The organism is Pseudochrobactrum sp. Wa41.01b-1 (assembly GCF_019464455.1).
GTDB lineage: Bacteria > Pseudomonadota > Alphaproteobacteria > Rhizobiales > Rhizobiaceae > Pseudochrobactrum > Pseudochrobactrum saccharolyticum.
Genome location: NZ_CP080493.1, coordinates 3,127,273 through 3,151,059, shown reverse-complemented (window position 1 = coordinate 3,151,059; position 23,787 = coordinate 3,127,273). Strand labels below are relative to the sequence as shown.

The following is a 23,787-nucleotide window of genomic DNA, read 5'->3' as shown; positions in this document are numbered from 1 at the left end:
AAAAAAATATAATCTGAATAGCTGCCTATCGCACAGCACAGCATTGGCTTCAAGCAAGGACAGTAAATTTTGTCCCCCTTCCCCTTGAAAGCAGGTATTTAAGTGCAAATATCAGCTTGTTGTTTCTAATATGTAACGGTTCCCGTCAGCAATATAAAGCAGTATTCACGGGCGCGAATCCGCCCGTGAATCACTTTATCCTGCCCGTGAACGCAATAGCGATTCGAGCTCTTCATCACCATTCTCAGGCAACATAATCCGGATATGCACGAATAAATCCGCAGCATCTCCCGTTTTATTAGGCAATCCTTTGCCCTTCAGACGCAAAATCTTATCCGAGCTTGACCAGGCAGGAATACGCACAGCCACACGTCCGCTCAAAGTTTCCACTTCAGCACGGGCACCAAGCACCGCATCACTGAGTTGCACCGGCAAATCAAGATGCAAATCACGCCCGTCCTGACGGAAACGCGGGTGTTTTTTGAAATTGATTGTGACCAATGCATCGCCGTCAACAGCACCGGGAATGGTTTCTCCCTGACCTTTCAGGCGGATCGTCTGGCCGTCCTCAACATATTTCGGCAGTTTGATCGACAATTTCTTGCCGTTCGGGAAAACCGCCTCAACCTTCTCGGCTCCTGCCGCCTGTTCCAGAGAAACAGAGATCGAGGCTTTCAAATCCGGTGCCTTTGACGGTGCACGGCTGCGTGTCCGGCTTCCGCCACCACCAAAGCCACCACCGAAAATGCTGCTCAGAATGTCCTCTGCGCCGTCAAAACCGCCCTGCTGGAAGCCACCTTGTCCGCCGCCCGCGCCACCACGACGGAAACCGGCGAACGGATCGCCCTGAAAACCACCACCTTGGCCACCAAAACCCTGACCGCCAAAACCATGTCCGGCAAAACCTGCCGGTTTTCCTTCGGCATCAATCTCGCCACGGTCAAACTGACCGCGCTTGTCTTTGTCGCCGATAATTTCATAGGCCTGATTAATTTCGGCAAATTTCTCCTGCGCCTTCGGATCATCCTGATTCTGGTCCGGATGATATTTCTTGGCCAGTTTACGAAAAGCAGATTTTACTTCTTCAGGCTTCGCCGTTTTAGCGACGCCCAATACGCTATAGGGATCGCGCATAATATTCCTTCATGGCTGCGGTGATTACTAAACAGAATCACCTGTCATCTGATAAGAGCTTAGCGCATACGGCACCATTTTACCGCGCGGATTAAACACCCGATCAGCTTGTAAAGACAGCGACAGTGCTTCGCGGCATGGTTCCGGCATGCTTTTATACAGCAATATGCGTATCAATACGGCTGTTTTCCAGATGTTAAACGGCAAATATAGCCGTTCATCTGCAAAATCTGGCCTTCAATTTCCGTATAATTTTAAATCGGAGCAAAAGAGGTCAGAGCCCAGGCACCACCCTGCGCCATGCAAGCCTGTCCGCGATAAAGTGCAGCACCGTCAAAGGCTTCCCGCGAGGTTTCAAATTCGCGGCACAGTCCGGCATCCGTCTTTTTCTCGGCGACAGTCGTGATTGTTCCCTGACTGCCGGTATCCGGATTAGCCCACGGGATCGGTGTTTTGCCCCATTGCGTGAAGTTCAGAGCGGAGACCACATTCCGGATGGTATTCTGATCCGATACTTTACTGCTGTCATTGACCTCTGCTGTCACAGCGGGCTGTTTTGCGACTGAACCGGTAATACTGTTTTTATCCGGCATCGCTTTTTCGAGATCAAAACCGGACATTGCGCAGCCGGACAGGACAGAAACAGTACAGACGACCATGAGAAAACGGCAGGATGCCCCCCGCATCAACTGCAAAAAACCGCTTTTCCGTAATTCTGAAGTCATTGTAGTGACTGGCAAATGATCGTCCTGACAGGCTGAAGAACAGAATATCCGTAAAGACATTCCGGTGTTAATTGAAAACAGGCCTTTATTATGTGCCGGTCTGCGTTAACAAGCGGTTTGTGCAGAAGGTAAACAAATCGATAGCAGCCGTCAAAGGCTTCTGAAACATGTTTTCACAGCATTCCGCATATGCGCCCGTTTATTCGCGTTTTGTGATGATTTCTTGTTGTTTTCGCGGCTATTTCCGATCCGCAGACTAAAGACGCAACACGGCCTTCATCCGATATCCCAGCCGGTTTTTGTACAATAATAAACTTGCGGGTCTTCACAAGCACAGCCGGTCATGCAACTTATGCTGGTCATGATGATGGAAGCGCGGATTAAGCACCGCTGAAGCCTTCCGATTACCAAGCAAGTGAACATACCGATATGACGACATCAGCGAATGATTTTACAACTGCAACCGAGCCTTTTCGTCTGTTTGCAGAGTGGTTAGAGGATGCAACAAAATCCGAGCCGAATGATCCGAATGCTGTTGCAGTGGCAACTGTAGACGAAAGCGGCATGCCGAATGTGCGCATGGTGCTGCTGAAAGATTTCGATGAGCATGGCTTTGTATTCTATACAAATTACGAGAGCCAGAAGGGTTGCGAAATCCTGTCAGCCGGTAAAGCGGCCATGTGCTTCCACTGGAAATCCTTGCGCCGTCAGATCCGCGTGCGCGGCCCTGTCGAACAGGTAACGGCAGAGGAAGCTGATGCCTATTACAAGTCGCGCCCGCGCGGCAGCCGCATCGGGGCATGGGCTTCCAAACAATCCCGCCCGCTGGAAAGCCGTTTTGCACTGGAAAAAGCGGTTGCCGAATATACTGCTCGCTATGCCATCGGTGAAATTCCGCGCCCTGAATATTGGTCGGGCTTCCGCATCAAACCAACCTATATCGAATTCTGGCATGACCGTCCGTTCCGCCTGCATGATCGTTTGATTTTCAAACGCGATGCACCGGAAGGCGATTGGACAACCCAGAAATTCTATCCGTAAACAAAAAAGCCGCTCTTTTTCAGAGCGGCTTTTTTTATTATCTGATCCGGATCAGATCACCGGCTTAACCACAACCCACAAAGAGCCTAGCACCAGACCGGCAAAGATCAACCAGCCGACAATATTATTGGAACGGAACAGGCGCAGGCATTGCTCCGGATTATCAATATCCAGCACAACGATCTGGCGGTAGAGATGCACACCGGCGGCAAGCAGACCGGCCAGCGCGGGCATCGGCACTTCTGCCACGGCGAACGCACCGGCAAAGCACATCAGCGCACCGCCATAAAGCAGCATCAGCGCCAGCTTGGTTTTCTCGCCGAACAAACGGGCAGTCGAGCGCACGCCCACCAATGCATCATCTTCCTTATCCTGATGGGCATAGATCGTGTCATAGCCGATCGTCCACAGGATTGCGCCGATATAAAGCAGCACAGGCGAAAGTGACAAAGAACCGGTTTGCGCCGACCACGCCACCAATGCCCCCCACGAAAAAGCCATACCCAGCACCAACTGGGGCCAGTCAGTAATGCGCTTCATAAACGGATAAGCTGCAACAATCACCAGCGATGCAAAACTCAAAGCAACGGTGAACCAGTTAAATTGCAGCACCACAGCAAGACCGGCCAGACATTGCAGCCCTAAAAATATCCAAGCCTGTTTGCGGCTGACCTGACCGGATGGCAGCGGGCGGGAACGGGTACGTGCTACCTTATCGTCAATATCCTGATCCGCCAGATCATTGAGCGTGCAACCGGCTCCGCGCATGGCAATAGCGCCGATCAGAAACAGCACCATATGCCAAAGCGAAGGCAGCACAGTCCAGATATCGTCTCCGGGTTTGGCACCGGCACTCGTCACCAGAGCTGCAGACCACAGGCATGGCCAGAGCAACAGCTGCCAGCCAATCGGGCGATCCCAGCGGGCAAGCTGCGCATAAGGCCACAGGCTTGGCGGCAATAACCGGTAGACCCAATGGCCGGACGGCGCGTCCATAACCTTGCCCGTTTGTCCGCGTGCCTGAATCTGAACCATTTTATGCAAACCTTTCGCAGTTGCATTCTCATAAATGCTTTTAAATTCTCTACCGATTTCGTAAAGGAGGAGCAAGCCTCAAGCACATATGGAGAAATGCCTGTGACCACCTCCCCCTCAGACGCTCTTAAAGTTCTGCTGATCGGCTCCGGTGGCCGTGAACACGCGCTCAGCTGGAAACTGGCGGCATCTCCGCTGCTCGGCACTCTCTATTGCACACCGGGCAATCCGGGCATTGCCGAATATGCCACGCTGATTGATCTGGATATTGACGATCATGACGCTGTGATTGCCTTCTGCCACAGCTTTGAGATTGATCTGGTCGTAGTTGGGCCTGAAGCACCACTGGTAGCCGGTATTACCGATCCGCTGATCGCCGCAGGTATTAAAGTATTCGGCCCTTCGCAGGCCGCAGCTCAGCTGGAAGGCTCAAAAGGTTTCACCAAAGATCTCTGCGCCCGTTTTGATATTCCGACCGGCAGCTACGGCCGCTTCAACAATGCGCCAAAAGCCAAGGCCTATATCCGTGAGCAAGGTGCGCCGATCGTTGTAAAGGCCGATGGCCTTGCCGCCGGTAAGGGCGTGGTCGTTGCCATGACTTTGGAAGAAGCACTGGATGCCGTGGATGCCTGTTTTGAAGGCCATTTTGGTGATGCTGGTGCAGAAGTTGTGATTGAAGAATTTCTCGACGGTGAAGAAGCCAGCTTCTTCTGCATTTGTGACGGCACCACAGCTTTGCCTTTCGGCAGCGCGCAGGATCACAAGCGCGTTGGTGACGGCGATACCGGTGCCAATACCGGCGGCATGGGCGCTTATTCCCCTGCACCAATCATGGATGAAGCCATGACAGAACGGGTGATGAAAGAGCTGATTGAGCCGACAATGCGCGGCATGGCTGAAATCGGCGCACCTTTCAGTGGCGTGTTGTTTGCCGGTCTGATGATCGGCAAAGACGGCCCGAAACTGATCGAATATAATACCCGCTTTGGCGACCCCGAATGTCAGGTACTGATGACCCGCCTTAAAGACGACCTGCTGGTGATAATGCTGGCAGCGGTCAATAAAATGCTGGATCAGGTTTCAATCCGCTGGAGCGATGATGCCGCCCTCACCGTGGTGATGGCAGCGGAAGGCTATCCGGCCTCCCCGCGCAAAGGCACAGTCATCAAAGGCGTTGAAGAGGCTGATGCTCTGCCGGATGTGAAAGTGTTCCATGCGGGCACTGTGCATAAAGATGGCGAGCTGCTGGCTAATGGCGGTCGCGTTCTCAATGTAACGGCCACCGGAAAGACAGTCTCCGAGGCTCAGGCAAAAGCCTATCAGGCTGTGTCTAAAATCGACTGGGCTGGAGGCTTCTGCCGTTCGGATATTGGTTGGCGCGCCGTTGAACGGGAAAAATCAGCCCGATAATCGCTTTTAAACCCGTCTTTTAAAACCCGCCTCTCCGGCGGGTTTTTTCTTGTTTTGCTTTTCTGAGATTTTATTGACGTTTACGTAATAAGCCGATACCAATATTTGCAAGGAGAATTACGGCTGCATTTTTTCACTGGAATGCGCCAAACGGAGGAAGCAGATGTATCGCGCGCCACTTGCTGAAATCAGCCAAACACTCAATCAGGTTGCAGACCTGCCGGAGCTTTTGAAAACCGAACTGTTTTCAGAATTATCACCGGATATTGTCGAAGCCATTTTGCAGGAAGCAGCAAAGTTCAGCGAGACGCGCATCACTCCGCTACGCACCAAAGGTGATCATCAGGGCGCAACGCTTAAAGATGCTAAGGTCACCACGGCAGAAGGCTGGAAAGAGCTTTACAAAGACTGGACGGATGGCGGCTGGAACGCCCTGACCGGCGATCCTGCCTATGGCGGCCAAGGCCTGCCAACTTTGCTTTCGGTTGCCGTTGCGGAAATGTGGAACTCCGGCTCCCTTGGTTTTGCTATTGCCTCAACCCTGACGATGGGTGCAGTTGAAGCGCTGGAACATCATGCCAGCGATGAACTGAAAAACACCTATCTCGAAAAACTGATTTCCGGTGAATGGTCAGGCACCATGAACCTCACCGAACCGCAGGCTGGCTCCGATCTCGGTGCCTTGCGTTGCCGTGCTGAACGGGCGGATAACGGGACATACCGGATTTTCGGGCAAAAAATCTTCATCACCTATGGCGAGCATGATCTGACCGATAATATTGTGCATCTGGTGCTGGCACGCCTGCCCGATGCACCGGCAGGCACTAAGGGAATTTCGCTGTTTCTGGTGCCGAAATATCTGGTCAATGAAGACGGCTCGCTCGGCGCACGCAATGATGTGTTCTGCGCCGGACTGGAAGAAAAACTCGGCCTTCACGCCTCACCGACCTGCACCATGATTTATGGCGACGGTTTTGGTGATACCGGTGAAAAAGGTGCTGTCGGCTATCTGATCGGCGAGGAGCATAAAGGCCTCGTCTATATGTTCACCATGATGAACAATGCCCGTTTACTGGTCGGCATTCAGGGTGTTGCGATTGCCGAAGCTGCCTATCAGAAAGCCCGTGCCTATGCGTCGGAGCGTCGTCAAGGACGCTCCCTGGATGCACCGAAGGGCGCAGAAATGAGTCCAATCATCGAGCATCCCGATGTGCAGCGTATGTTGCTGACCATGAAGGGGCTGACACAGGCTTCCCGCGCGATTTGCTACTCCTGTGCGCAGGCGCTGGACATGGGCAAAGCCGACAGTGCCAAAGCAGATTTCTGGGCAAACCGTGCCAGCCTGCTGACTCCGCTTGCCAAGGCTTTCTCCACCGATAGCGGTGTGGATGTGGCATCCCTCGGCATTCAGGTGCATGGCGGCATGGGCTATATTGAAGAAACCGGCGCCGCGCAGTTGCTGCGTGATGCCCGCATCCTGCCGATTTATGAAGGCACCAATGGTATTCAGGCCATGGATCTGGTGATGCGTAAACTACCACTGGAAAATGGCGGTCATATTCACGGTTTCCTGCAGGAATTACGCGACATTGCCGGACAGGCCAAAACCTCCGGCAAGCTCTCCTCAATCGTTCCGCAGCTTGAATCCGCGCTGGATGCTACAGAAGAAGCCACGCGCTTCCTGCAGGATTGCATAGTTAAAGGTGATAGTCAGACAGCGCTTTGCGGTGCTACCCCCTATCAGCGCCTGCTCTCGCTGACTGTCGGCGCGCTTTATCTCACCAAAGCCGGATTGCATGACGACCGGACTGCTGCCCTTGCCGCATTCTTTGCCGAAAACACGCTTCAGGAAACTGCCGCGCTTAAACAGGTCGTGCTCAATGGCGCAGCCAGCCTGAGCAATGCCGCAACAATTTTGCAGGATATTTGATGATGAGCGAATTTCTTCAGATTGAACGTCAGGATGCTGTGCAGATTATCCGCCTCAACCGGCCGGAAAAGAAAAACGCCATCACCCGTGATATGTATCACGGCATTGCCGAGGCGCTGAAGCAGGCCGACAGTGACGACACTATCCGTGTCAGCGTTATTCTAGGTCAGCCCGGTGCATTCTCCGCCGGTAATGACATGCAGGACTTTATGCATGCAGCCCTGTCACAAGGCAGCCTCGGTGAGGAAATTATCGACTTTCTGCACAGGCTGGCACTGACACGCAAACCGCTGATCTCCGGTGTTGACGGACTGGCAATCGGTGTCGGCACCACGCTGAACCTGCATTGCGATCTGACTTTTGCCACGCCGCGCTCCGTGTTTCACACGCCATTTGTAGATCTCGGGCTGGTGCCGGAAGCCGGTTCAAGCCTGCTAGCCCCTAAAATCATGGGCTATCAGCGTGCCTTTGCTCTGCTGGCAATGGGGGAAGCCATGACCGCACAACAGGCGCTGGAAGCCGGCATTGTCTGGCGCGTTGTGGCGGAAGATGAACTGGAGGCGGAAGTGCTGAAAACCGCACATAAACTGGCCTCCCGTCCACCCGTTGCCCTGCAGCTGACCCGTGATTTGCTGCGCAGTGCCGCAGAACCGCTCACAGACCGGATTGACCGCGAAGCACAGATTTTTGCTGATCGCCTGAAATCTGCAGAGACTGCACAGGCTGTCGGCGCGTTCCTCTCCCGCAAGAAATAACTCCACCGCAAAGCAAAACACCACATGCCCCTTCAAGCATACGGTGTTTTGCATGTTCTGTGACTGGAGATCACATATTTAATTCTTTAAACGCGCGAGACAGTCTTCGGTTTCTTAAACGCGCGAAATAATTTCAGCTTTTTTACACTCGCGAGATAATCTCGCGGCCAGAAATCTTCAAACTTACGCCCAGCGAACCGGTTTTGCGGCGTGCCAGAAAACGTGGACGGCGACGGCGCGGTTCCTGTCCCTGACGACGCTCTGTGCTGGCCGAAGCTGTAACACCGCCAATGCTGTCATAAAGCGGACGGGCAACACCATCGGCCTCAACCAGAAGCATCGGCAGCTTGTAAGCATTTGCCCATGCATGCCAGTCGGCGGCAACATCATCCAGATCATGCGCCACCAGCAGCGGCACAGACATTTGCGGGTCTTCGTGCATCAGTTCCAATGTCACAGTAATCAGGCCGTGTTCATCTTCAACTGCACGGGCGGTCACGCCAAGAAACACATGGGCAGGCAATGCCACAGACATTGGCAAACCGCTGGAAGGCAATACGCGTCGCAGCACTGCGCCACGCTCATTGATCGTAAAAGTCACATCTTCCTGCTCGCCCGTTGAAGCGTAAGATACGCTCTGCGGGAACTGGAAAGGATCGAGACGGATCTCCCTGCTCGCCCAAACTGGTTTGTCCTGTTTTTCCAGCATCTGGTTCATTGTTTTCGCGCCCTGTTGCTTCTGAGAACCGCTGTTATTTTTATTTTCGGTCCTGTTATATTTGCGAGCCTTTTTGGCTTCGTTGGACACAAGAATAGCGCGGCAAAGTCACCAATCTGCTTAAATGACAGGGTTAATGCTTCTGTCTTTGCGGGAATGGTTTACAGATTCCAACTATCGGCTAAGCAGCAGTAAGACTTCGGAAAGACCGGTAAACAGCAGTTAAACCATGAAAATCAGCGAATATTCATGATTTTTAACAAGAGCTAAACAATAAGCGCCCGTTCTGCTTCGCCAACAGCATTTTACCGCTTCCGGAGCTTCCAAATCTGAAGATTGTCTGAAAACCACAATCCGTCAGCAACCAGTTATTAAGGCTGAGGCTGTGGACATTAAATCCGCATTAAACACGCCGGACAGCACATCAATCTTTTGCTAACCGCGTTTTTGCTGCTCAGAATGTGGATATTTACCGCTCGTTTATGATGAGCGGTGGGCAAAGCGGCCTGTTTTTAATAATTGAGCCGCCGCTTCTTAACGAAACGGCGGCTCAAGTTTAAATTTTAACAAGGCAGATCAGAGCAGCTTGTCCGGATTCATAATATTCTTCGGATCAAAAGCCTGTTTGATCCGGTGCATCAGCTCCAATGCCAGCGGCTGTTTAAAGGCACGCAATTCTTCACGTTTCAGCGCGCCGATACCGTGCTCCGCCGAGATAGAACCATTATAGCGCATCACAATCGTATGGATGCGATGGTTGAGCTCATGCCAGCGCGCCAGAAAAGCCTGTTTATCCGCTCCAACCGGCTGCGAAATATTATAATGCAGATTGCCGTCGCCAATATGACCGAAACAAACCACACGTGCAGACGGGATCATTTCCTCAACCGCAATCGCCGCTTCTGCAAGGAATGCAGGGATTGAAGCAACAGGCACAGAAATATCATGTTTGATCGAGCCGCCTTCCGGCTTCTGCGCCGGAGACATTTCCTCACGCATTTTCCAGAACAGATCAGCCTGCGCACCATTTTGCGCAATGGCTGCATCCTGCACCAGTCCGGCCTCAAAACCTTGCGTCAGAACAGCTTCCATCATTTCCTGCGCATCCGCCTCAGAACGTGAGGAGGAAATCTCGATCAGCACATACCACGGATAGGCACTTTCCAGAGGATCACGCGCTTCTGCAATATGACGCAAGATAAATTCCATGCCAATGCGCGGCATCAGCTCAAAGCCGGTCAGCGCCTGCCCTGCCTGATTGGTCGCCAAACGGAACAGCTGCACCACATCTTCCGGCGATTGCAATCCGGCATAGGCGACCGCTTTGCCTTTCGGCTGCGGGTGTATTTTCAGCACTGCCGCAGTAATAATGCCAAGCGTGCCTTCCGCACCAATAAACAGATCACGCAGATCATAGCCGGTATTGTCTTTTTTCACGCGGCGCAGATCATTCAGCACCTGCCCGTCCGGCAAGACGACTTCAAGACCAAGACATAATTCGCGCATATTGCCATAGGCCAGCACAGCTGTGCCTCCGGCATTGGATGAGAGATTGCCGCCGATCTGGCAGGAACCTTCCGCGCCGAGGGACAGAGGAAAAAACCGTCCGGCATTCTGTACGGCTTCCTGCAAATTTTGCAAAACCACACCGGCTTCAACCGTGACGAGATTGCCGGTCGTATCAATGTTGCGGATTTTATTGAGACGCGACAGCGAGAGAATGATCGCCCGTCCGCTTGTATCCGGCTGCTGCGCGCCCACAAGGCCGGTATTACCGCCCTGTGGCACCACAGGCGTAGTCGTCTCAGTGGCCAGCTTCATAATGGCAGAGACTTCTTCCACCGATGCAGGGCGCAGCACCAAAGCAGCGCGGCCATGAAACAGATCGCGCGGCTCGCTTAAGTAAGAAATCTGATCGGCGGGATCGCGGAGCGCATTTTTCTCACCGACAATTGCAGTGAAGCGTGCGATCAACTCTTCTGAAATCGTCATCATCTGTTTCCGCCCAGTACCAGTTATTCGCGCGGCGCAGCCGCGCGCGATAAGCGATCATTAATTGCTTCGCCCAGACCATGATGCGGCACCGGCTCAACGGCAATCGTCTTCGCCCCTGCTGCATCCAGCTTTTTCATATAATCAAACAAATGCACGGCAGCTTCATGCAAATCACCGGAAGGACTCAAATTAAGCACCGCAGCCGCTTTATCCGCGCCCGTTGCACGTTGCGCTCCAAAAGCCAGCAGCGCCTCGCCTTCACGCACTTCAGAGATATTCAACCGCATCGCTGCATCCGGCGCATAGTGAGACGCCATCATGCCCGGAGCCTGAATGGCGGCACGTTGATCCAGACGATGCAAAGGCTGGCCGAGAAAGGCTTCAATCTCTTCGGCTGCCAGCCCACCCGGACGCAGTAGGAAAGTCTGACCATTTTCAATTTTAACAATGGTGGATTCCAGCCCGACAACACAGGCACCGCCATCAACAATCAGATCGAGTTTAGCACCCAGATCATCCTGCACAGCCTGTGCCGAGGTGGCGCTGATGCGACCAGAACTATTGGCACTCGGTGCGGCCAGAGGGCGGTCAAGCATGGCGATAATCTCACGCACCGGCCCGCGCGGCATACGAATGGCCAGTGTTGTGAGACCGGCGGTTACCAGCGGATGAATCTCCGCACCGTCACGCACCGGCAGCACCAGTGTCAGCGGCCCCGGCCAGAATTTTTCCGCAAGTTTACGGGACAGATCATCAAACACCACATAGCGCTCGGCCATTGCAAGCGTCGCCATATGCGCAATCAGCGGATTGAAATGCGGGCGGCCTTTGGCTGAGAAAATACCGGCAACCGCATTGCCATTGGTGGCATCGGCGGCCAGTCCGTAGACAGTCTCGGTCGGCAGAGCCACAAGTTTGCCTGTGCCCAGAGCATTTGCAGCCAGTTCAAGAGATGAAATGTCAATAGAAATAATTTGTGCCATGCCGCGCTCCTGCAATTTTTTGCAAGCTGGCAGCACTGTCAGGACCTGCATATTCTCTGACTACAGAACCATGAAACGTGATGCAAGACTGTAATCCCTGTCAGGTATGATCATTAATGCTTCGCCAATGATGCAGCATCTGTTTTGCCCCGTCATCATAGTGCCAATAATGCCCCTGCGAAGGCTGATCATAGCGGCGGGAAACCGGCAATCCGGCCAGCACACAATAAAGTAATGTGCCGGTTGCTCCATGACCGCAGATGATAATGTTCTTATGCTGAGCCTTGGCAGCAGCATCCATAATATCACGAACTGCCGTGCAAATTCTCGCCTGTGCATCCACCGCTCTTTCCCAACCACGCACGGAATGAATCGGCTGGGCAAAGAACTGGTCAGCAACCTGTTCAAACTCTGCCGGAGGAAGAAAGCCAGTTGCGGAGCGATCATTTTCTCCCAAAGCAATATGGCTCTGCACAGTCTTGTTAAAATACGCGCCCAATAAAACAGCAGCCTCCTGCGCCTTGGTTTCCGTACTGCTCCAGATCATATCCGGCACCGGCCAGATTTTGCGTTCGAGAAACTGTTGTAATGCAGCTCTGCCCGCTTGCGACAAATGCCAGCACTCAACCGGCACTGCCGGATCGACTACAACCTGCGGATGGCTCAGAAAAATCAGCTGCATTGCATTCCTGCCAATCTTTTACCGGCAATAAAAAATCCTGCCGGAACACTTCCGGCAGGATTTTAAAATACATCATCAAGATGACATCAGCGTTTCTTCTTTGCCCGTCCGGCAAAAGGATTTTCCGATGTACGCAAGGACAGGCGGATTGGCACGCCCGGCATTTCGAATGTATCACGCAGACCATTGATGAGATAACGCACATAGGATTGCGGCATCACATCCGGACGCGAGCAGGACACCATGAAGCCCGGCGGGCGTGTCTTAACCTGCGTCATATATTTAACTTTAAGGCGCCGACCAGCCACTGCCGGTGGCGGATGATGGGTAATGACACCTTCGAGCCAACGGTTCAGACGACCTGTGGAGATACGCGTATTCCAGATACGGTGCGTCATCTCGACATTTTCCATCAGCTTATCAATGCCGTGGCCGGTTTCACCGGAAATCGGCACAGCGCGGATGCCGCGTACCTGCGGCAGCAGACGTTCGGTCTTTTCGCGCAGATCAGCCAGCAATGCCTGACGGTCTTCGATCAGATCCCATTTATTGAAAGCGATAATCGGCGCACGGCCTTCACGGATAATCAGATCAATGATCTGCAAATCCTGCTTTTCAAAAGGAATGGTTGCATCGAGAACAATAATCACCACTTCCGCAAAACGGATAGCACGCAGGCCATCGGCAACGGAGAGCTTTTCCAGCTTTTCCTGCACGCGCGCTTTGCGGCGCAGACCGGCGGTGTCAAACAGCTTAACCTCGCGGCCACGCCATTCCCACTCAACGGAAATCGAGTCGCGGGTAATACCGGCTTCAGGGCCTGTCAGCAGGCGATCCTGACCGAGCATTGTATTAATCATTGTGGACTTACCGGCATTCGGGCGTCCTACAATGGCAATGCGCAGCGGCTTGGTTGCGTCATATTCAGGGATGATTTCCTCATCCTCATCGCTGACATCTTCACCAACCAGTGCGCCGATTTTTTCCTGCGTAAATTCTTCTTCGGCTTTTTCTTCCGCGAAGGCTTTTTCTTTGCCGATCGCTTCCACAATCGCATCGCGCAGATCAGGCAAACCCTGACCATGTTCAGCGGAGATCGGGCAAGGCTCGCCCAGACCCAAACGATAGGCATCATAAAGACCGGCATCAGCGCCGCGGGCTTCAGACTTATTGGCAACCAGAATAATCGGCTTGCTGAATTTGCGTACCAGCTGCGCGAATTCGATATCCGTCGGCGTCAAACCGGCTTTGGCATCAATCACGAACAAAACCGCATCAGCCTCGTCAATCGCGGCTTCGGTCTGCGCACGCATACGGCCTTCCAGCGTACCGGCTTCAGCAATTTCCAGACCGGCAGTGTCAATAACTTTGAAATGCAGATCATAGAGTTTGCCGTCGTGAATACGACGGTCACGGGTAACACCCGGCGTATCATCGACCAGCGCCAGTTTGCGCCCGACAATGCGGTTAAACAGTGTGGACTTGCCGACATTCGGACGTCCGATAATTGCGAGTGTAAAGCTCATTCAGCTTATTTTTCCGTATTATAGAGCGGCACTTAAACCGTCCCGCTCTAATGAGTGTTTCAGCCTTTTGCTGCAGTCTCTGAGCTGCGCATCAGGTCAAGCATTGTATTGGCACGCTGGCGGAGATTGGCAGGGATTGCCGCATCATCCGCATTTTGCTGGAACAGTTTGCGGGCATCGTCTGCACGACCTGCCTTGTAAGCCGCCAGACCCAGCACTTCACGGGCAGAACCGCGCATCGGATTACCATCCGCGCTCAGTGTTTCCGCACGTTTGGCTACATCTTCATAAGAGCCAGTATCGACCAGAATATAGGCAGCCCGAAGCTTGGCAACATCGCGCAGGGCAACCGGTGCCTTGCTGTCTGCCGCAACTGCATCAAAAGCAGTGACCGCACCGGCCATGTCTTTTTTCTGCTCAAGCAATGTTGCTGTGCGCAACTGTGCCAGAACCGGATAAGACCCTGCACCTTCGGTTTCCAGCTTCTTCAGAGCGCTCAGGGCTTCATCTGTTTTCTTTTCACCGGCCAGATCAAGCGCGGTCAGGAACTGATCGCCCGACACTGCCGCTTTGCTCTCGCGCCAATATTCATAACCGACATAACCGGCTGTACCGATAACAACGGCTACCGCGCCACCGATCAAAACCGGACCAAAACGCCGCCATACAGCGCGTACCTGTTCTGAGCGGAGCTCTTCGTTGACTTCGCGGATAAAGCTGTCGTCTGTCATGAATACCCTGTGAAACTTGTCAAGATTATCGAATATGCATCAAGAGCACGGACCATATACACAGCCCGCGACTTAACACACCTATCCGGCTTTTAGTCGGAATCGCCGACAGATGGTAGTCCTGATTGCGAATTCCTGCATAATTCCTTAATTTGCGCTGCTTAGAGCATTTCACAGTCAAGTTGGATCAACTTGACGCCCGTGATAATGCGACCAAATAAAGAATCTAGAGCGAGCGCTATGATCCAATCTGGACGTTAACCGCTCTAGCGCTCAAATCAATGGCACAACATCAAGAGATCAGAGCATCTTTGTGCATCCATTTGGACGCAGAGCGCTCTCTGCCTGTGCTTTGCCACATTTCATACCTAATCAATCCGCTTCCGATTTAGCAATGAGCTTTCGTTTTCATGTATCAGTCTCTTCTTTCCGGTTTTGCGGTTTCTCTGTGTCTGGCCACGGCTGCGCAGGCTATGCCCGATATGCCTGCAGTGCCTCAGCAACAGGAAAAACCGGCTGATACCCGCCCGAAACAAGTGGTGATTATCTCCTTTGACGGCGCGCATGATAACAAGCTCTGGCAGCGCAGCCGCGCATTGGGACAGGAAACCGGTGCACATTTCACCTATTTTCTCTCCTGCGTCTTTTATCTGGAACGGGCAGACCGTGCACAATATCAGCCACCGCGTATGAAAGCAGGCCGCTCCAATGTCGGCTTTGCGCAGGATAAAGCTGAAATTGCCACCCGTCTCGATCAGGTATGGAAAGCTAATCTGGAAGGCCATGAAATTGCCAGCCACGGCTGCGGCCATTTTGACGGCAAGAGCTGGACTACAAAAGAATGGGCGCAGGAAATTCAGGCGTTCCGCAATATTGTCGGCAATGCATGGAGCGCCAATAAAATTGATGGTGAACCGGAAGGCTGGAAAAATCTGGTCTATAACAAGATTACCGGCTTTCGTGCACCTTATTTGTCCGATGACAAGCCGGTGCAGACAGCTTTGCGTGAAAGCGGTTTTGCCTATCAGGCCAGCGGCGTGACCTCAGGACCTGAATTGCCAAAAAATTTTGCAGGTCTCAAAAGTTTCGGTCTGCCGCTGATACCGGAAGGCCCTGCCCGCAAACCGGTTATTGCCATGGACTATAATCTCTATGTGCGTCATTCGGGCGGCAAAGAGAAACCGGAACAGGCAGCGCAATTTGAGCAGCGCAGCTATGATGCCTTTATGAATGCGTTCAACAAACAATATGACGGCCAGCGTATTCCGCTGCAAATGGGCTTCCACTTTGTGCTGATGAATAACGGCGCTTACTGGAATGCGCTGGAGCGTTTTGCCCGTGATGTGTGCAAGCGTGAGGATGTGCGCTGTGTCAGCTATCAGGATTATCTGGCGGAGCCGGAGCTGCATAAAAGACAAACCGTTCTCTGACAGAACAGAGAACGGCAGTTTGAAGATTTAAGCGAAAAATTCCGCGTAGATTTCCGGTTTGAAACCGGCCAGCAATTTGCCGTCCTTTTCCAGAACCGGACGTTTAATCATCGACAGATTGCCGAGCATCAGTTCAATAGCCTTGGCTTCAGTCAAATCCTGCTTCTGTGCATCATCGAGTTTACGGAATGTCTGGCCTGCGCGGTTGATTACCGTTTCCCAGCCCAGTGTCTGGCACCAGTTTTCCAGCTTGGCACGATCCAGACCGGCCTTTTTATAATCATGAAAGTCAAAGGCAATATTCTGCGCTGCCAGCCAGTCCTGTGCCTTGCGCATCGTGTCACAGTTTTTAATTCCGTAAATAGTTACAGTCACGTCCATTCCTCTCTTATAGATAATGCTATTTCAGCGTCTGTGCCGGATGATCATGATCGTGACCGCATTGGCTGTGATCTTCGAGTATCTGGATCACCCTGCATTCACAAACCCGTCCGTGATCACATTCACTCACCATGCGGCGTAATTCATCGCGCAAGGCTGACAGGCGCTCAATCCGGTCTTCAATCTCATCAAGATGACGTCGCGCAATCGAATCTGCCTCGTGACAGGACGCATTGGGTGTCTCAGTCATTGCCAGCAATTCACGAATATCATTGATTTCAAAACCGAGATCACGGGCATGACGGATAAAAGTCAGACGCTTAATATCTTCCGCGCCATATTCCCGTCGCTGGCTTTCGGTGCGCTCCGGCTCGCGGATCAGCCCGATTTGCTCGTAAAAACGGATAGTTGGCACCTTAACACCGCTGCGTGCTGCAACTTTGCCAATCGTATAACCTTTTTTGTCCATTTTTCCGCTTGCTCCTATAGCCACTAGAGCATTTAGGGTCTTTCTCAAAAGATGCAAGAGAAAAGGAAATTGGAGATGTCCGGTCCCGTCCGTCAGGATAAATTCCGCGTCGAAGGCATGGATTGCGCCTCCTGCGCCATGAAAATTGACACCGCTGTGCGCCGCCTTGGCAAACAGATCAGCGATGTCAATGTTTCGATCACCAAAGGCACCATGACTGTAACTCATAATGGTGTTGAAGCTGATGCCATTACCGGCCAGTTGAAAAAACTCGGCTATAAATCCAGCTATATGGGTGCCAATCAAGGCGCTGCTGTTGCAGAGCCGGAAACCGAAACTCATTCCTGCTGCTCCGGCCATGACCACAAGCATAGTCATGATGATCATGATCACGCAGGGCACGACCACAGCGATCACGATCATGCCTCGCATGATCATAAAACCCATAGTCACAGTCATGCACACGAGCAGAAGCAGGAAAAGGTCAAAGAGACCTCGCCCCTGCATATGCATGATCATGGCACGGATGAAGACAGCAAGCCATGGTGGCAGCAGGGCAAAGCCAAGCTGACAATTGCTGCCGGTACGGCACTGGTTGCAGCCTATCTTCTCGGCCATTTCATACCGCAATATGAAATCTATATTTTCTCTGCTGCAATGCTGGTGGGACTGGTGCCGATTGCCCGCCGCGCTTTGGCTGGCGCCCGTTTCGGCACGCCATTTTCCATTGAGACACTGATGACCGTGGCTGCCGTCGGCGCATTGTTTATCGGTGCGGTGGAAGAAGCAGCAATGGTGGTCTTCCTGTTCCTGATCGGTGAGCTTCTGGAAGGTGTGGCTGCACGACGTGCCCGCAACTCCATTCGCGGTCTTGCCGATCTGGTACCGAAAACTGCGCGTGTGGAAAAAGACGGCCAGATTATTGAGCAGGATGCTGCAAGCCTCGCACTTGGCACAATCATTCTGGTGCGTCCGGGTGACCGTATTGCCGCCGATGGTGAAATTATCAGCGGAAACAGCGCCGTCAATGAAGCCCCTGTGACCGGTGAAAGTACGCCTAAGAATAAAGAAGTCGGCGACAAGGTTTTCGCAGGCACTATCAATTCCGATGCTGTCTTGCGGGTTAAAGTCACGGCCACTGCGCAGAACAACACCATTGCCCGTATTATCGCGCAGGTTGAGGAAGCACAGGAATCCAAAGCTCCGACCGAGCGTTTTATCGACCGTTTCTCGGTCTGGTACACGCCTGCGGTAATGATCCTTGCTGCTCTGGTCGCGATTATACCGCCGCTTGTTGCCGGTGGTGACTGGAATGAATGGATCTATAAAGGTCTGGCCATCCTGCTGATCGGCTGTCCTTGTGCGCTGGTTATTTCCACGCCTGCCGCGATTGCTGCCGGTCTTTCTTCCGGTGCCCGCCGTGGTCTGCTGATGAAGGGTGGTGCAGTTCTGGAAAGCGCCGGTCATGTAACCGCAGCCGCCTTTGACAAGACCGGCACGCTGACAGAAGGCAAGCCTGTTGTTACCGACATTATCGCCTTTGGCAGCTCGGAAGAAGAAGTACTGCGCTATGCAGCAGCTGTTGAACAGGGTTCAAGCCATCCACTTGCTGTTGCCATTCTCAAGGCTGCGGAAGACAAGAAGCTGGCCCTGCCACAGGTACATGACGGGGCGGCACTCGGCGGCAAAGGTGTCTCCGGTACGGTTGACGGCAAAGCTGTGCTGCTGGCCTCTCCTAAAGCTATTGCCGCCAAGACCAGCATTTCCGATGCGGATCAGAAGCGCATTGCCGATATGAACGATCAGGGCAAGACCGTCTCACTGTTGATGATCGGCGATCAGCTTGCCGGTGGTATCGCCATGCGTGATGAGCCGCGTGAAGATGCACGTCAGGGTATCAAAGCGCTGCAGGTTCAGGGCATCCGTACCATCATGCTCACCGGTGACAACCGCCGGACGGCAGAAGCGATCGGCCGCGATCTCGGCATGGAAGTCCATGCGGAAATGATGCCGGCAGACAAACGCCGCGTGGTCGGTGAACTGAAAGCCGATAAGCAGGTGGTTGCGAAAATCGGTGACGGTATCAATGACGCTCCGGCACTGGCCGCAGCCGATCTCGGCATTGCCATGGGTGGCGGCACTGATGTGGCACTGGAAACTGCCGATGCCGCGATCATGCATGGCCGCGTGACTGACGTTGCCAATATGATCAACCTGTCAAAAACAACCATGGCGAATATCAAGCAGAATATTACGCTCGCCATTGGATTGAAGGTGGTATTCCTCATCACCACGATCCTCGGCATTACCGGTCTGTGGCCAGCCATTCTGGCCGATACCGGCGCCACGGTTCTGGTAACCGCCAATGCCATGCGCTTGCTGCGCTGGAAGCCATAATCTCCACGACATAAAAACAGGGCACCATCCGGTGCCCTGTTTTATTTATGTCAGGCTGTAATCCGTTTCTTCACGGGCGATTTTTGCATATTCATTGCCGAGAAAATCCAGCAGCGAGCGAACAGAAGGCAGCAAGCCACGCCGCGACGGAAAAGCCGCATGGAGAATACCGGTACGCGGTGCCCATTCCGGCAACACATCGACCAAACGCCCTTCGCGCAGATCATCGCGGATAACCATTGTCGGCAACTGACAGACCCCGACGCCATGTATTGCGGCCATACGCAGAGCCACCATATCTTCCGTTATCAGACGCGGCTTGTGATGCACTCTGGCGGTTGCGCCATCCGCTTTTTCCAGACACCATTCATGATCCACCCGCAGCGGATCCCATGCCATGCTTGGTAAAGAAGCCAGATCAGCCGGCACCAATGGCCGATTGATTTCAGCAATCACCGACGGGCTGGCGACAAGGCGTTGCGGGCTTTCCGCCAGTTTACGAATAACCAGATCGCTGTCATCAAGCGGCGGAAAGCGCACGCGGATTGCCAGATCAAAACCTTCCCGCAGCACATCAACGCGGCGGTTAGTGCTCTCTAGAAGCACATCAACTTTCGGATTTTCTTGCATGAAACGGGCAATCATGTCGCCGATCTGGAAATAAATCATCGAGGACGGACAACTGACCCGCACAATACCCTGCGGTTCCGAACGCATCCGGTCAATCACCTCCTGTGCAGCCTCTGCCTCAACCAGCATAGCCACACAATGGCGGTAATATTCATGCCCGACTTCCGTCACCGCAAAATGACGGGTTGTGCGCTGGATCAACCGCACACCGAGACTGTCTTCCAGCAAACCGATGCGGCGACTGAGACGGGAGCGCGGCATATTCAGCTTGCGCGCCGCAGCTGCAAAACCGCCCTGCTCCACCACAACCACGAAAAATCTCAGATCATTCAGATCCTGCATGGAAACTCCCTGTCATGTCGTCTGTTTCCTTGAATATAACCGTATTATTTTAAACCGCTACGGTATTGTCTCATATTTCAGACATTGTAGTGCGTTTTTACGGACTACCGCTAGTTTTGTCCTGCTCATATCTTCCTGTCATTCAGCGCAATACAGGAGACTGATAATGAGAAAGGTATTAGGTGTTTACAGTAGCCCCCGCCCGCATTGGGTAGGCGACGGCTTTCCGGTCCGCTCAGTCTTCTCCTATGCCAGCCATGGCGATCATGTCAGCCCGTTTCTTCTGCTTGACTATGCAGGTCCGGCAGAATTCAGCCCTGCCGGTCATGCCTCCGGTGACCGGCGGGGCATAGGCATTCATCCGCATCGCGGCTTTGAGACAGTCACGCTTGTTTATCAGGGCGAGCTCGAGCATCGGGATTCAACCGGCAAGGGCGGTACGATCGGTGCGGGCGATGTGCAATGGATGACGGCAGCCAAAGGCATCCTGCACGAAGAACTGCATTCGCGCGCCTTTACTGAACAGGGTGGCACGCTGCAAATGGTTCAGCTCTGGGTCAATCTGCCTGCGAAAGATAAAAATGCAGAACCCGGCTATCAGAACTTACGGAGTGCAGAGATACCAGTTGTTGACCTGCCGGATAAGGCAGGCAGCCTGCGCGTTATTGCCGGTGCTTATAACAAGGTCAAAGGCCCTGCCCGCACCTTCACTCCCGTCAATTTATGGGATGTCAGCCTGCGGCAGAACACAACTGCAACCCTGACTATTCCCGATGGCCATACGGCAATGCTGGTCGTGCTCAGCGGCTCTGTCACAATTAATAATGACAAGCAGGCCGGTGAGGCTCAGCTGGTTTTGCTGGATCGCCACGGCACGGATGTCTGGATAGAAGCGCACAATAATGCCTCTTTTCTGGTTCTCAGCGGGGAACCAATTGACGAGCCTGTCGTTATTCATGGGCCATTTGTAATGAACAGCACGGAAGAAATCAGCTCCGCCCTCCGCGATTTTCAGAATGGCCAATTCGGACACATACCCCTTTCATGACCGGTTTATCCGGCCATGCTCTGCCGGTCTCACCTTGCCCCCCAGTTTCGTGAGACCGGCAGATGATGAAATGATTCAGTCTGACATTTAATCCAAGGGAGACGTCGAAATGAATATTCCATCAACCATTGCCAATTTTAACGGTCAGCGGCCGGTTATCGACCCGGAAGATTCTGTCATGCTGCTGATTGACCACCAGAGCGGGCTTTTTCAAACTGTCGGCGATATGCCCATGACGGAATTGCGCGCCCATGCAACCGCATTGGCCAAGATCGCCACACTGGCTAAAATTCCGGTTATCACCACTGCATCAGTGCCGCAGGGGCCGAACGGCCCGCTGATACCGGAAATTCATGAGAATGCCCCTCACGCCAAATATGTTGCCCGCAAAGGCGAAATTAATGCATGGGATAATCCGGATTTCGTTGCCGCCGTCAAAGCAACAGGCCGCAAGACCCTGATTATTGCCGGTACAATTACCAGTGTCTGCATGGCCTTTCCGTCGATTTCAGCGGTCTATGACGGATATAAAGTTTTTGCCGTTGTTGATGCTTCCGGCACCTATTCCAAAATGGCTCAGGAAATTACGCTGGCGCGGGTGACGCAGGCCGGTGTTATTCCTATGGATACTGCAGCGGTAGCCTCGGAAATTCAGCGCAGCTGGAACCGTGATGATGCGGCGGAATGGGCCAAAGTCTATACCCTTATTTTCCCGCCTTACCAGCTTCTGATTGAAAGCTATATGAAAGCGCAGGAAGTCGAGAAAAATCACGAAACTCTGGATTCAATGCGGAAATAATTTCCGGCTACAAAAATGAAAATGGCTGCGGAACTTATCTGTTCCGCAGCCATTTTTTATCAGACATAGACCACATTGCTGAGACTGTCGCGGCGCATCCAGCGCTGTGTCATCAGCACAGCGACAATTGCAAGTCCCGTCGCCAGACCAATCCACACGCCGATCCCTTCAAAGTTGAAGGTAAAGGCCAGCAGCGCGCCAAGTGGTAAGCCAACGCCCCAATAGCCCAGCAGCGCCAGAAACATCGGAATGCGTGTATCACGCAAGCCGCGCAACATACCCGCGGCCACCGCCTGCGCCCCGTCAACAATCTGGAACAATGCCGCAAAAGCCAGGAATGATATGCAAAGCCGGATCACTTCCGCATTGGCCGGATCACGAATATCCAGAAACGCACTGATAAACACCTTCGGCATCAGGATCATCAACAGGCCCATCACGCCCATGAAGCCGACCCCCAAAGCATAGGCACTCCAGCCCGCATAGGCCACGGCCTCACGGTTACCCGCGCCATAGGCACGACCAACACGCACCGTCGCCACCTGTCCGAAGCCGAGCGGCACCATGAAACTCAGCGAAGCAATCTGCATCGCTACCGCATGTGCAGCCAGTGATGTCGGGCTGATTTTACCCATCATCAGCACAGCCGCATAGAAAATCGTGGTTTCAAAGGCAAAGGTCAGTGCCATTGGCAAACCAATGCGCCACAATTCAAGAAAACGCGGCCAGTCAGGACGCCAGAAGCGGCCAAACAAACGGTAGCGGCGGAATTTCTTATGAGTGCAGACAACGACAACCAGACCGAAGAACATCATCCAGCTGGAGGCTGTGGTCGCAATACCGGCACCGCGCAGACCCATTTCCGGCATACCGAATTTACCGAAAATCAGGCTATAGGCAGCAATCGCATTGAACACGATAGCAAAAGCCGCTATCAGCAATGTCCAGAGCGGACGCTCCATCGCCGCCAGAAATGAACGCAGGCCGATATAGCCGAGATAAGGCAGCATCGCCCATTGCAGCGTATGCATCATCTGCACGGAATGAGCGGCAATATCCGGCCGCTGCCCCATAAACAGGAACACGGATTCCGCATTCCACAGCAGCACCCAGAACGGAATGCAGATAATAATCGCGGTCCAGAAACCCTGACGTACAGTGCGGCGCACATCGCGCACGGAATGGCGGTTGCGGCCAAGCGCCATCGCCATCATCGGCAGCGTGGCGGAAACCAACCCCATACAGAAGATCATCATCGAATGATAAAAGCTGGTGGTCAGCACGGCAGCAGCCAGCGTATCGGCGCCGAGACGCCCGATCAGAATGACATCCGTTGCTGTCAGCGCTGCCTGCGAAAGATTCGTAAAAATCAGCGGCCAGCCAAGTTTAAAGGACGAAATGACCTCCCGCCCCCAGCGATTACCTGTATTTGTCTGCGTAATTGCAGTCATGTTCAGCCGCCTCCCGACAGCTTTTTCCGGCACAGGCCGGGTTTTCAAAGCATTTTCCGGCCTGACTGCCTCAGGAAAATACGCTCATTTTGTTATGGTATATTCGCAAGCAGTTTCCGGACAAAGGAGCCGGCGCTTAACATTGAGAACCATGCTGTATCATGCCGGTTCATGA

General features: G+C 53.1%; 21 protein-coding genes. 8 read left to right on the top strand and 13 right to left on the bottom strand.

Features of this window, described 5'->3' with window-relative positions; translation table 11 throughout:
• Positions 1-195: 195 nt before the first annotated feature.
• Both K1X45_RS14355 and K1X45_RS14350 read right to left on the bottom strand, forming a co-directional pair.
• Positions 196-1,134, bottom strand: a complete 939-nt coding sequence (locus K1X45_RS14355) for a DnaJ C-terminal domain-containing protein (protein WP_220159242.1) — start codon at positions 1,132-1,134, stop codon at positions 196-198.
• A 254-nt stretch (positions 1,135-1,388) separates the two neighbouring features.
• A complete protein-coding gene (locus K1X45_RS14350; protein ID WP_255560439.1) occupies positions 1,389-1,793 on the bottom strand; it encodes an RT0821/Lpp0805 family surface protein in 405 nt (134 codons plus the stop codon).
• 495 nt (positions 1,794-2,288) lie between these two features.
• Here K1X45_RS14350 and pdxH point away from each other — a divergent pair, with 495 nt between their 5' ends.
• Positions 2,289-2,900, top strand: a complete 612-nt coding sequence (gene pdxH / locus K1X45_RS14345) for a pyridoxamine 5'-phosphate oxidase (RefSeq protein ID WP_022711642.1) — start codon at positions 2,289-2,291, stop codon at positions 2,898-2,900.
• A gap of 51 nt (positions 2,901-2,951) precedes the next feature.
• Here the strand turns inward: pdxH and ubiA are convergent, their stop codons facing one another.
• Complete coding sequence (ubiA, locus tag K1X45_RS14340; protein WP_220159241.1) at positions 2,952-3,935, bottom strand: 4-hydroxybenzoate octaprenyltransferase; 984 nt, start codon at positions 3,933-3,935, stop codon at positions 2,952-2,954.
• A 102-nt stretch (positions 3,936-4,037) separates the two neighbouring features.
• Here ubiA and purD point away from each other — a divergent pair, with 102 nt between their 5' ends.
• The 3 genes from purD to K1X45_RS14325 all read left to right on the top strand — a co-directional run bounded on the left by purD (position 4,038) and on the right by K1X45_RS14325 (position 8,030).
• Entirely contained in the window at positions 4,038-5,345 is a 1,308-nt protein-coding gene (gene purD, locus K1X45_RS14335; RefSeq protein ID WP_255560437.1) for a phosphoribosylamine--glycine ligase, read from the top strand.
• Positions 5,346-5,508: 163 nt separating this feature from the next.
• A complete protein-coding gene (locus K1X45_RS14330; protein WP_220159239.1) occupies positions 5,509-7,275 on the top strand; it encodes an acyl-CoA dehydrogenase in 1,767 nt (588 codons plus the stop codon).
• A 2-nt stretch (positions 7,276-7,277) separates the two neighbouring features.
• Positions 7,278-8,030, top strand: coding sequence for a crotonase/enoyl-CoA hydratase family protein (locus tag K1X45_RS14325; protein ID WP_220160527.1), 753 nt, complete (start codon positions 7,278-7,280; stop codon positions 8,028-8,030).
• 142 nt (positions 8,031-8,172) lie between these two features.
• Here K1X45_RS14325 and K1X45_RS14320 read toward each other — a convergent pair whose 3' ends face one another.
• The 6 genes from K1X45_RS14320 to K1X45_RS14295 form a co-directional block, all read right to left on the bottom strand.
• A complete protein-coding gene (locus tag K1X45_RS14320; protein ID WP_220160526.1) occupies positions 8,173-8,739 on the bottom strand; it encodes a DUF6101 family protein in 567 nt (188 codons plus the stop codon).
• Positions 8,740-9,324: 585 nt separating this feature from the next.
• On the bottom strand, positions 9,325-10,743 hold the full coding sequence (locus tag K1X45_RS14315) for an FAD-binding oxidoreductase (protein ID WP_370627045.1): 1,419 nt from the start codon (positions 10,741-10,743) through the stop codon (positions 9,325-9,327).
• A 20-nt stretch (positions 10,744-10,763) separates the two neighbouring features.
• Positions 10,764-11,726 (bottom strand): L-threonylcarbamoyladenylate synthase, encoded by a 963-nt coding sequence (locus tag K1X45_RS14310; RefSeq protein ID WP_220159238.1) that lies wholly within the window; start codon positions 11,724-11,726, stop codon positions 10,764-10,766.
• A gap of 100 nt (positions 11,727-11,826) precedes the next feature.
• Positions 11,827-12,408 (bottom strand): histidine phosphatase family protein, encoded by a 582-nt coding sequence (locus K1X45_RS14305; protein WP_220159237.1) that lies wholly within the window; start codon positions 12,406-12,408, stop codon positions 11,827-11,829.
• An 86-nt stretch (positions 12,409-12,494) separates the two neighbouring features.
• Entirely contained in the window at positions 12,495-13,934 is a 1,440-nt protein-coding gene (gene der / locus K1X45_RS14300) for a ribosome biogenesis GTPase Der (protein WP_151158317.1), read from the bottom strand.
• A 59-nt stretch (positions 13,935-13,993) separates the two neighbouring features.
• Complete coding sequence (locus K1X45_RS14295) at positions 13,994-14,665, bottom strand: tetratricopeptide repeat protein (RefSeq protein ID WP_022711177.1); 672 nt, start codon at positions 14,663-14,665, stop codon at positions 13,994-13,996.
• Positions 14,666-15,075: 410 nt separating this feature from the next.
• Here K1X45_RS14295 and K1X45_RS14290 point away from each other — a divergent pair, with 410 nt between their 5' ends.
• The gene (locus K1X45_RS14290; RefSeq protein WP_220159236.1) at positions 15,076-16,095 is read left to right on the top strand and encodes a polysaccharide deacetylase family protein; all 1,020 of its coding nucleotides are present in this window, start codon (positions 15,076-15,078) and stop codon (positions 16,093-16,095) included.
• A gap of 27 nt (positions 16,096-16,122) precedes the next feature.
• Here K1X45_RS14290 and K1X45_RS14285 read toward each other — a convergent pair whose 3' ends face one another.
• Both K1X45_RS14285 and K1X45_RS14280 read right to left on the bottom strand, forming a co-directional pair.
• A complete protein-coding gene (locus tag K1X45_RS14285; RefSeq protein ID WP_213596936.1) occupies positions 16,123-16,470 on the bottom strand; it encodes an ArsC family reductase in 348 nt (115 codons plus the stop codon).
• 25 nt (positions 16,471-16,495) lie between these two features.
• Positions 16,496-16,945, bottom strand: a complete 450-nt coding sequence (locus tag K1X45_RS14280) for a helix-turn-helix domain-containing protein (protein ID WP_075654461.1) — start codon at positions 16,943-16,945, stop codon at positions 16,496-16,498.
• 75 nt (positions 16,946-17,020) lie between these two features.
• Here K1X45_RS14280 and K1X45_RS14275 point away from each other — a divergent pair, with 75 nt between their 5' ends.
• The gene (locus K1X45_RS14275) at positions 17,021-19,342 is read left to right on the top strand and encodes a heavy metal translocating P-type ATPase (protein WP_220159235.1); all 2,322 of its coding nucleotides are present in this window, start codon (positions 17,021-17,023) and stop codon (positions 19,340-19,342) included.
• A gap of 45 nt (positions 19,343-19,387) precedes the next feature.
• On the opposite strand, the gene K1X45_RS14270 is transcribed toward K1X45_RS14275, so the two are convergent.
• Positions 19,388-20,314, bottom strand: coding sequence for a LysR family transcriptional regulator (locus tag K1X45_RS14270; RefSeq protein ID WP_022711182.1), 927 nt, complete (start codon positions 20,312-20,314; stop codon positions 19,388-19,390).
• A gap of 166 nt (positions 20,315-20,480) precedes the next feature.
• On the opposite strand from K1X45_RS14270, the gene K1X45_RS14265 reads away from it, so the two are divergent.
• Both K1X45_RS14265 and K1X45_RS14260 read left to right on the top strand, forming a co-directional pair.
• Positions 20,481-21,362 carry a pirin family protein gene (locus K1X45_RS14265; protein WP_220159234.1) on the top strand — a complete coding sequence of 294 codons (882 nt, stop codon included), beginning with the start codon at positions 20,481-20,483 and terminating at the stop codon, positions 21,360-21,362.
• A gap of 109 nt (positions 21,363-21,471) precedes the next feature.
• Complete coding sequence (locus K1X45_RS14260) at positions 21,472-22,161, top strand: hydrolase (protein WP_022711184.1); 690 nt, start codon at positions 21,472-21,474, stop codon at positions 22,159-22,161.
• Positions 22,162-22,220: 59 nt separating this feature from the next.
• Here K1X45_RS14260 and K1X45_RS14255 read toward each other — a convergent pair whose 3' ends face one another.
• Entirely contained in the window at positions 22,221-23,612 is a 1,392-nt protein-coding gene (locus K1X45_RS14255; RefSeq protein WP_075654794.1) for an MATE family efflux transporter, read from the bottom strand.
• Between the last annotated feature and the right edge of the window lie 175 nt (positions 23,613-23,787).

Excerpts from the sequence above, each read along its gene's own strand:
- K1X45_RS14355 (WP_220159242.1), bottom strand. The coding sequence starts at position 1,134 with ATGCGCGATCCCTATAGCGTATTGGGCGTCGCTAAAACGGCGAAGCCT.
- K1X45_RS14350 (WP_255560439.1), bottom strand. The coding sequence starts at position 1,793 with ATGGTCGTCTGTACTGTTTCTGTCCTGTCCGGCTGCGCAATGTCCGGT.
- pdxH (WP_022711642.1), top strand. The coding sequence starts at position 2,289 with ATGACGACATCAGCGAATGATTTTACAACTGCAACCGAGCCTTTTCGT.
- ubiA (WP_220159241.1), bottom strand. The coding sequence starts at position 3,935 with ATGGTTCAGATTCAGGCACGCGGACAAACGGGCAAGGTTATGGACGCG.
- K1X45_RS14330 (WP_220159239.1), top strand. The coding sequence starts at position 5,509 with ATGTATCGCGCGCCACTTGCTGAAATCAGCCAAACACTCAATCAGGTT.
- K1X45_RS14325 (WP_220160527.1), top strand. The coding sequence starts at position 7,278 with ATGAGCGAATTTCTTCAGATTGAACGTCAGGATGCTGTGCAGATTATC.
- K1X45_RS14320 (WP_220160526.1), bottom strand. The coding sequence starts at position 8,739 with ATGCTGGAAAAACAGGACAAACCAGTTTGGGCGAGCAGGGAGATCCGT.
- K1X45_RS14315 (WP_370627045.1), bottom strand. The coding sequence starts at position 10,743 with ATGATGACGATTTCAGAAGAGTTGATCGCACGCTTCACTGCAATTGTC.
- K1X45_RS14310 (WP_220159238.1), bottom strand. The coding sequence starts at position 11,726 with ATGGCACAAATTATTTCTATTGACATTTCATCTCTTGAACTGGCTGCA.
- K1X45_RS14305 (WP_220159237.1), bottom strand. The coding sequence starts at position 12,408 with ATGCAGCTGATTTTTCTGAGCCATCCGCAGGTTGTAGTCGATCCGGCA.
- der (WP_151158317.1), bottom strand. The coding sequence starts at position 13,934 with ATGAGCTTTACACTCGCAATTATCGGACGTCCGAATGTCGGCAAGTCC.
- K1X45_RS14295 (WP_022711177.1), bottom strand. The coding sequence starts at position 14,665 with ATGACAGACGACAGCTTTATCCGCGAAGTCAACGAAGAGCTCCGCTCA.
- K1X45_RS14290 (WP_220159236.1), top strand. The coding sequence starts at position 15,076 with ATGTATCAGTCTCTTCTTTCCGGTTTTGCGGTTTCTCTGTGTCTGGCC.
- K1X45_RS14280 (WP_075654461.1), bottom strand. The coding sequence starts at position 16,945 with ATGGACAAAAAAGGTTATACGATTGGCAAAGTTGCAGCACGCAGCGGT.
- K1X45_RS14275 (WP_220159235.1), top strand. The coding sequence starts at position 17,021 with ATGTCCGGTCCCGTCCGTCAGGATAAATTCCGCGTCGAAGGCATGGAT.
- K1X45_RS14270 (WP_022711182.1), bottom strand. The coding sequence starts at position 20,314 with ATGCAGGATCTGAATGATCTGAGATTTTTCGTGGTTGTGGTGGAGCAG.
- K1X45_RS14265 (WP_220159234.1), top strand. The coding sequence starts at position 20,481 with ATGAGAAAGGTATTAGGTGTTTACAGTAGCCCCCGCCCGCATTGGGTA.
- K1X45_RS14260 (WP_022711184.1), top strand. The coding sequence starts at position 21,472 with ATGAATATTCCATCAACCATTGCCAATTTTAACGGTCAGCGGCCGGTT.
- K1X45_RS14255 (WP_075654794.1), bottom strand. The coding sequence starts at position 23,612 with ATGACTGCAATTACGCAGACAAATACAGGTAATCGCTGGGGGCGGGAG.